Origin of the sequence: Citrobacter sp. wls757, from assembly GCF_005280935.1 — a bacterium.
In the GTDB taxonomy this organism is placed as follows: domain Bacteria; phylum Pseudomonadota; class Gammaproteobacteria; order Enterobacterales; family Enterobacteriaceae; genus Citrobacter; species Citrobacter portucalensis.
The window spans coordinates 1-7,488 of sequence record NZ_SZWU01000022.1 but is presented as its reverse complement, the minus strand read 5'-3'; the positions used below and the strand labels follow the sequence as shown (position 1 = coordinate 7,488).

The following is a 7,488-nucleotide window of genomic DNA, read 5'->3' as shown; positions in this document are numbered from 1 at the left end:
TATTCAGCCAAATCCGATTACGTGAAGTAAAAGGTCTGAAAGATAGAACATCTTACCTCTGTACCCTACGAGAATAACTTTACTCTTTTTTGAGCAGCTCAGAAAGCACTTTTTGTAATTTTTTTTCATTCCTTACATAGGGAATTCTAATGGACATCACAAAAAGCTCTCTCTTATGTTGCTTAGTTACGAAAAAGGAGCGTTATTAAGTAAACCCTTAGTGCGCCTGATCCCAGTTTTCACCACTCCCGACTTCCACCAGCAACGGCACGTCAATCTGAGTCTCGTTTTCCATCAGTTGGTGGATCTTTTTGGAGACGCTTTCCAGATCATCTTTGTGCACTTCAAACACCAGTTCATCGTGTACCTGCATGATCATGCGCACGCGCGGTTGCTCGGTTTGCAGCCATCCATCCACGGCAATCATGGCTCGTTTGATAATGTCTGCAGCAGTTCCCTGCATCGGGGCGTTAATGGCCGCACGTTCAGCACCAGCGCGACGAGCACCATTACTGGATTTAATATCCGGTAAATAGAGACGGCGACCTTCCAGCGTTTCTACATAGCCTTGCTCTTTCGCCTGCGCTCGGGTGCGTTCCATGTATTCCAACACACCAGGGTAGCGTTCAAAGTAGAGATCCATGTACTTCTGTGCTTCTTTGCGCGGAATATTCAACTGGCGCGCCAAACCAAAGGCGCTCATCCCGTAGATCAAACCGAAGTTAATGGCTTTAGCGCTGCGGCGTTGCTCGCTGGTCACAGAATCAAGCGGTAAACCAAAGACTTCTGCCGCCGTTGCGCGGTGAATGTCTTTCCCTTCGGCAAACGCGGTAAGCAGACCTTTATCACGTGAAAGGTGCGCCATGATACGCAGTTCAATCTGTGAGTAGTCCGCAGAGACAATCAGGTAGTCTTCTGGCGCAATGAACGCCTGACGAATACGACGACCTTCATCATTACGTACCGGGATGTTTTGCAGGTTTGGATCCGTTGAAGACAAGCGCCCGGTGGCAGTAACCGCCTGATGGTATGAGGTGTGCACGCGCCCGGTTTTCTTGTTAATCATCAACGGAAGCTTATCCGTATAGGTCGACTTCAGTTTTGCTAAACCACGATATTCCAGGATCACTTTCGGCAATGGGTAATCCAGCGCGAGCTCTTCCAGTACCTCTTCCGACGTTGATGGCGCGCCGCCAGGGGTTTTCTTCAACGGCTTAATACCCTGCTTTTCAAACAGGATAGTTTGCAGTTGCTTAGTGGAAGAGAGGTTAAACGCTTCTCCGGCGATCTCGTGCGCTTTTTGCTCCAGCTCATTCAAACGCAGCGTCAGCTCTTCTGAATGCTTGTGCAGAACAGCCGGATCGATTTTCACACCGTTGCGCTCAACGCGAGACAAAACCGGCACCAGCGGCATATCGATATTTTCAAAGACGTTCAACGGCCCTTTATGCTGCTGCAATTCTGGCCACATCTTCAGATGCAGCTGTAGCGTAACGTCGGCGTCTTCCGCAGCGTAACGGCCAGCCTCTTCCAGTGCTATCTGGTTAAAGGTCAGCTGGTTTTTGCCTTTTCCGGCGATCTCTTCAAAGGTGATGGTTTTATGTTTCAGCCAGCGGTCCGACAGGCTGTCCATATCGTGTCGTCCAGCGACGCTGTTAAGAATGTAGGATTCGAGCATGGTGTCAAAGGTGATGCCGCGCAGCTCGATGCCATAGTTCGCCAGGATGCCGCGATCGTACTTCAGGTTTTGCCCGACTTTGTGCGCGTTCTCATCTTCCAGCAGCGGCTTTAGCAGCTCCAGCGCACGGTCGCGCGCGATCTGGTCAGGGGCATCCAGGTAATCGTGGGCAACAGGAACATACGCCGCCACACCCGGTTCAATGGCAAAAGACAGGCCAACCAGATTCGCGGAAATGTTGTCCAGGCTGTCAGTTTCAGTATCGAAGGCAAAGACTGGTGCTTTTTTCAGCTTAGCGATCCACTCTTCCAGCGTCGCTTCGTCCAGAATCGTCACATAGTTTTCATACGAAAGAACCGTGGCCGGCTCCTCAGGCGTTTCATCGACGACAATAGTTTCTTGCGGTTTTGCCGCCGGCTTCGTCCCTTTCGCCTGTAGCCATTTACCCGCTTCAACGTCGGTAACCCAACGTTTAAATTCATACTGTTTAAACAGGCCAAGCAGTTCTTCTGCAGCGGGCTGACGCACTTCCAGCTGCTCACAGGTCAATTCCAGCTCAACATCTGTTTTGATGGTAGCCAATTGATAAGAGAGGTACGCCACCTCTTTGTTCTGCTCAAGTTTGCCTGCCATGGTTTTCGCACCACGGAAGGTCAGCCCCGCTATTTTGTCTGATTCGGCATAGAGGGTATCCAGCCCACCCAGCCCCTGCAGTAATGCCTGAGCGGTTTTTTCGCCTACGCCTGGAACGCCAGGAATGTTATCTGAGGAATCCCCCATCAGCGCCAGGAAATCGATGATCAGTTCCGGCGGGACGCCGTACTTATTCACTACTTCATCCGGGCCGAGGATCGTATTGGTCATGGTGTTGATAAGGGTGATATTCGGCGTCACCAACTGAGCCATATCTTTATCACCGGTGCTAATCAGCACCGGGCGACCGATCTTCTCTGCTTCCCGCGCCAGCGTACCGATAACATCGTCCGCCTCCACGCCAGAAACAGCCAACAGTGGCAGCCCCATCGCCTTTACCATCGCATGCAGAGGTTCAATCTGCGCACGCAGATCGTCCGGCATCGGTGGGCGGTGAGACTTATAATGTTCGAATAATTCATCACGGAAGGTTTTACCCTTGGCGTCGAATACCACCGCTGCATGGGTTGGTTGATATTGTAGAATCAAGCTACGCAGCATGTTGAGGACACCGTACATCGCGCCCGTAGGTTCTCCTGCGCTGTTAGTCAGCGGTGGGAACGCGTGGTATGCGCGATACAGGTAAGATGAGCCATCTACAAGGATAAGTGGGTTTTCTGGGATCTGAACCATAATGTCCGTGCCTGTTTATCAGATTATGGGTAAAGGATGCCACAGACAGGATGAAAACATGAGTTTTTCGCCGCATTTGTCGAAAAACTTTTGCAGATCTTCTGCTTTGCTCGCAAAGACAGCTGTGGATAACTTTGTGAATAAATAATTTTCAGCTCTTTAAATATAGCAAGGCAATTAATGCTCCATTGTATTTATACAATAATTTCAATTAGTTAAATAAACACGCGGCATTTTATTCCATTTTTAAAGCTTATATCCTGATGTGGATAGATATTCTCTTTTTTTCTATTCAGGGAAGATCCATCATTTGGTTCGTTTTCTGATAAAATCAGCCCCTTGCGCCTCTTTCGCGCACTGTCTATGGCTAACCTTTTGAATAATTTAATTATGACGAGAATACTCGCTGCGATAACGCTGTTGCTGAGTATCGTATTGACCATATTGGTCACAATTTTTTGTTCTGTGCCGATCATCCTTGCCGGGGTTGTGAAACTCCTTTTGCCCATTCCTGTCGTCTGGCGCAAGGTTTCTGTCTTCTGTAATTTCATGATGTACTGCTGGTGTGAAGGTCTGGCGCTACTGCTGCACCTTAATCCGCGGCTGAAGTGGGATGTTGAAGGACTGGAAGGTCTTAGCAAAAAAAACTGGTATCTGCTCATTTGTAATCATTACAGCTGGGCCGATATCGTTGTGCTTTGCGTTCTGTTCCGTAAGCACATCCCGATGAATAAATATTTCCTCAAGCAGCAGTTGGCCTGGGTGCCCTTTATTGGCCTGGCCTGCTGGGCGCTGGATATGCCGTTTATGAAACGCTATTCACGTGGCTATCTGCTTCGCCATCCGGAACGCCGTGGTAAAGATGTCGAAACGACGCGTCGTTCCTGCGAGAAATTTCGTGCGAACCCGACAACCATTGTGAATTTTGTCGAAGGTTCGCGGTTTACTCATGAGAAGCGTGAGCAAACCCGTTCTCCTTATCAAAACCTGCTCCCACCCAAGGCGGCCGGTATTGCGATGGCATTAAATGTGCTGGGGTCACAGTTCGATAAAATGCTGGATGTCACGTTGTGCTATCCGGAAAACAGTAGCCGACCGTTCTACGATATGCTGAGCGGTAAGCTAACGAGGATTGTCGTGCGGGTGAATCTGGAGCCAATCCATGAAGAGTTACACGGTGATTACGTGAACGATAAGGCATTCAAGCGCCGCTTTCAGCTGTGGTTGAATACGCTGTGGAGTGAGAAAGACGCGCAGCTCGACGCGATTAAAGCTGCAAATAAAAAAGCCGGTCAGTGACCGGCTTTTGCTTTTACTTCTGACCGACCAGGTATTTCACGGTATCCGCATACTGTTGTACAAAGATATCCATGCTGCTGGTATCCATGCCCTGCGGGTTGACCTGATATTTGCCATTCACGAACATCGCCGGAACGCCCTGCAGCTGTAAATCAGCCGCTGCTTTTTCCTGCTGTGCCACGAGAGATTTCACTACGAAGCTGTTCCATGCCGCATCATAGTCTTCGCCTTTAATACCCGCATCGACAAACACTTTACGGATATCAGCAACAGACTGAACGGTCTGGGTTTTCTGAACCCCTTCAAACAGCGGAACAGTGACATGATCTTCAACGCCCAGCGCCATTGCAACCGCCCATGCCTGCGTCAGATCTTTGCCCAAAGGCCCGAGAAACTCGACGTGGTACTTGGTCATCTTGGTGCCTTCCGGCAGTTTTTTCTTCACGTTATCAGATACATGAAGCACTTCTTCAAACTGATAGCAGTGCGGGCAGTAGAAGGAGAAGAACTCCAACACTTGCGGTTCACCCGCAACAGGCTTCTCCAGGGTGATGTATTGTTTACCATCCTGGAACTGCGCTGCAGATGCGCTAAAAGCTAAGACCATACCAGCCAGCGCCAGCCATATTTTTTTCATGTTCAAGTTTCTCCGATTAATACATTGGCGTTAATTGTAAGGGGGGCTCTTGCAGAATTTTTGCCTGCTCAATAAAGGTCGTGGTCTGACGATGCCAGTAATCTTCCCCGGTTAACCACGGGAAGTTTTTTGGGAACGCAGGGTCAGCCCAACGTCGAATCAGCCAGGCAAGATAATAAACTAAACGCATAGCGCGTAAAGGTTCTATCAGTCCGATTTCAGAGATGTCGAACTCACTAAACTCTTCATAAGCCTCGATAATGGTTTCTAGCTGCATGCGTTGTTCAGCTTTATCACCATTGAGGAGCATCCATAAATCCTGAATAGCCGGACCATTGCGGGCATCATCTAAATCGACAAACATCGGGCCATCGCGCCACAGAATATTACCGGCATGACAATCACCGTGCAGGCGTAACGCAGTAAAACGCGTATGCCAGCGCTCGGTAACCACCGCGATAAGCGCATCCGTTGCCTTCAGGAAAGCCGCTTTTTGCCCTGATGGGATAAGCTGTGCGTGTTCAAAAACTTTACGCGGCTCAGTCAGGTATTCTTCAAGGCCAATCGTCGGTCGGAAGGCAAAAGTACACTTGGATCCGGTCTGGTGCATACGCCCGAGATAGCGCCCGACCGCCTCCATCTGATCGATGTTGTCGGCCTCAAACTGGCGCCCACCGACGCTGGGGAAGATCGCATAATGGAAACCCTGGTGGCTTAACAGCGTTTGGCCGTTCAGTACCAACGGCGCAGCTACCGGGACTTCATCGCTTACCAGTTCCAGAGCAAACTGGTGCTCTTCCTGGATCTGATCGACAGACCAACGTTCAGGGCGATAAAACTTAACGACAAAGCGTCGACGGTCTTCGTCCTGGAATTGATAGACACGGTTTTCATAGCTGTTAAGCGGGGTAAGCCCGGAATCCACCCGGATCCCCTGCTCAAACAGTGCATCCATGATGGTATCCGGGTGTAGCGTCTGGAAATTAAAAGCGTTGTCGTTCATCCCATCATCCGGAAAATACTACGAATGATTCAGGATATCATTTCGCAGCGCTTTCGGTGGCGGCGATTACAAGCTTTTACTCTTTAATTACGCCACGAGCGCGGAGTAGTGCGGTTTTAAAATCTTCTTCATAATCTTTCTGAATACCTGGGATGACAGCATCCTTCGCTGAGTCTCGCATTTTCAGGTGATAGATCAGAATGTCATCAGTTAAATCCGCCAGTTCGCCGTCAAAACCTGACTCTTGCGCCAGTTTCTGCAAAAATTGCATCAGGTTAAGATCGGGTTCCTTCTGCCAGGCAGGCTGGAGGAGTTCAATAACTTCATTCAGACGTTTACATTTCATGGTTGTGCTCCTTAGGCTCAATACAGATACGTTAGCAGGGTCAATCCCACATTAAAAGAGGCGATATCAGTGATTCTGGATAGTGCAATAACAGGGGTTGTGCTGGCTGGCGGTAAGGCCAGACGGATGGGTGGGACCGATAAAGGTCTGCTTGAACTGGACGGTAAACCTCTTTGGCGGCATGTGGCCGACATTCTCGCTTTGCAGGTCGAAACCGTGGTGGTGAATGCCAATCGCCACCGGGATATATACCAGCAAAGCGGCCTGAAAGTTATTCCCGATTCCTTGGCCGATTTCCCTGGCCCACTGGCCGGGATGCTATCGGTATTCCTGCAGCAAACGGGGGAGTGGTTTCTGTTTTGCCCGTGCGATATGCCCTATATTCCTCACGATCTGGTCGCTCGTCTAAAAGAGCAACGTAAAGCTGCACCCGTTGTCTGGGTGCATGATGGGGAAAGAGATCACCCAACCATTGCGCTGATGCACCGCTCTATGCAGCCTTTGCTGCAGGATTATCTTCAGTCCGGTGAACGACGCGTTATGGTCTTTATGCGTCTGGCTGGCGGTCATGCTGTCGATTTCAGCGATCATAAAGATGCGTTCGTAAACGTGAACACCCCCGAAGAGCTCGCAAAATGGCAGGAAAAATCATGATCCCATTACTCGCCATTGCGGCATGGAGCGGCACGGGAAAAACCACGCTGCTCAAAAAGTTGATCCCGGAGCTACGTGCCAGAGGTATACGTCCCGGATTGATTAAACATACTCATCACAATATGGATGTCGACAAGCCCGGTAAAGATAGCTATGAACTGCGTAAAGCCGGTGCAGCACAAACGCTGGTCGCCAGCCAGCAACGTTGGGCGTTAATGGTAGAAACACCGGAAGAGCCCGAACTGGATTTAGCATATCTGGTAAGCCGGATGGATGCAGCGACGTTGGATCTAGTGCTGGTTGAAGGGTTTAAGCATGAACCTGTCGCTAAGATCGTGCTTTTTCGCGACGGTTGCGGGCATAGTCCTGAAGAATTGGCGATAGACGAATATGTTATCGCGGTTGCCAGTGATGTTCCGCTGGCGGTAGATGTTCCATTGTTAGATATCAACGACATACAGCAACTTGCTGATTTTGTTACGCAATGGATAAGATGGTAACCGTGTTGTTATGATGTGCCTGATGCGCTGCGCTTATCAGGCCTA

8 protein-coding genes are annotated in these 7,488 nt (G+C 49.7%); 3 read left to right on the top strand and 5 right to left on the bottom strand.

Annotation, left to right across the window (positions count from 1 at the left end; translation table 11 throughout):
* Positions 1 to 217 precede the first annotated feature (217 nt).
* Together polA and FDW94_RS23955 are read right to left on the bottom strand one after the other, a co-directional pair.
* A complete protein-coding gene (gene polA / locus FDW94_RS07520; protein WP_048237100.1) occupies positions 218 to 3,004 on the bottom strand; it encodes a DNA polymerase I in 2,787 nt (928 codons plus the stop codon).
* Between the two features lie 215 nt (positions 3,005 to 3,219).
* Positions 3,220 to 3,555 (bottom strand): hypothetical protein, encoded by a 336-nt coding sequence (locus FDW94_RS23955; RefSeq protein ID WP_234096762.1) that lies wholly within the window; start codon positions 3,553 to 3,555, stop codon positions 3,220 to 3,222.
* On the opposite strand from FDW94_RS23955, the gene FDW94_RS07515 reads away from it, so the two are divergent.
* Entirely contained in the window at positions 3,440 to 4,303 is an 864-nt protein-coding gene (locus tag FDW94_RS07515) for an acyltransferase (RefSeq protein WP_249358348.1), read from the top strand. The genes FDW94_RS23955 and FDW94_RS07515 overlap by 116 nt on opposite strands.
* A gap of 13 nt (positions 4,304 to 4,316) precedes the next feature.
* On the opposite strand, the gene dsbA is transcribed toward FDW94_RS07515, so the two are convergent.
* The 3 genes from dsbA to FDW94_RS07500 form a co-directional block, all read right to left on the bottom strand.
* Positions 4,317 to 4,940: a thiol:disulfide interchange protein DsbA gene (gene dsbA / locus FDW94_RS07510; protein WP_137377407.1), complete on the bottom strand. Its 624-nt coding sequence runs from the start codon at positions 4,938 to 4,940 to the stop codon at positions 4,317 to 4,319.
* Positions 4,941 to 4,956: 16 nt separating this feature from the next.
* Positions 4,957 to 5,943 (bottom strand): serine/threonine protein kinase, encoded by a 987-nt coding sequence (locus FDW94_RS07505; protein WP_137377406.1) that lies wholly within the window; start codon positions 5,941 to 5,943, stop codon positions 4,957 to 4,959.
* A gap of 76 nt (positions 5,944 to 6,019) precedes the next feature.
* Positions 6,020 to 6,289, bottom strand: a complete 270-nt coding sequence (locus FDW94_RS07500) for a YihD family protein (protein WP_003028616.1) — start codon at positions 6,287 to 6,289, stop codon at positions 6,020 to 6,022.
* Positions 6,290 to 6,358: 69 nt separating this feature from the next.
* On the opposite strand from FDW94_RS07500, the gene mobA reads away from it, so the two are divergent.
* Both mobA and mobB read left to right on the top strand, forming a co-directional pair.
* Positions 6,359 to 6,943, top strand: a complete 585-nt coding sequence (gene mobA / locus FDW94_RS07495) for a molybdenum cofactor guanylyltransferase MobA (protein WP_003028614.1) — start codon at positions 6,359 to 6,361, stop codon at positions 6,941 to 6,943.
* On the top strand, positions 6,925 to 7,443 hold the full coding sequence (gene mobB / locus FDW94_RS07490; RefSeq protein ID WP_103015350.1) for a molybdopterin-guanine dinucleotide biosynthesis protein MobB: 519 nt from the start codon (positions 6,925 to 6,927) through the stop codon (positions 7,441 to 7,443). The genes mobA and mobB overlap by 19 nt, the downstream gene beginning before the upstream one ends.
* Positions 7,444 to 7,488 lie beyond the last annotated feature (45 nt).

What these genes read in the sequence shown, in the direction of transcription:
- dsbA (WP_137377407.1), bottom strand. Translation starts at nt 4,940, where the DNA reads ATGAAAAAAATATGGCTGGCGCTGGCTGGTATGGTCTTAGCTTTTAGC.
- FDW94_RS07500 (WP_003028616.1), bottom strand. Translation starts at nt 6,289, where the DNA reads ATGAAATGTAAACGTCTGAATGAAGTTATTGAACTCCTCCAGCCTGCC.
- polA (WP_048237100.1), bottom strand. Translation starts at nt 3,004, where the DNA reads ATGGTTCAGATCCCAGAAAACCCACTTATCCTTGTAGATGGCTCATCT.
- FDW94_RS23955 (WP_234096762.1), bottom strand. Translation starts at nt 3,555, where the DNA reads ATGAAATTACAGAAGACAGAAACCTTGCGCCAGACGACAGGAATGGGC.
- FDW94_RS07505 (WP_137377406.1), bottom strand. Translation starts at nt 5,943, where the DNA reads ATGAACGACAACGCTTTTAATTTCCAGACGCTACACCCGGATACCATC.
- mobB (WP_103015350.1), top strand. Translation starts at nt 6,925, where the DNA reads ATGGCAGGAAAAATCATGATCCCATTACTCGCCATTGCGGCATGGAGC.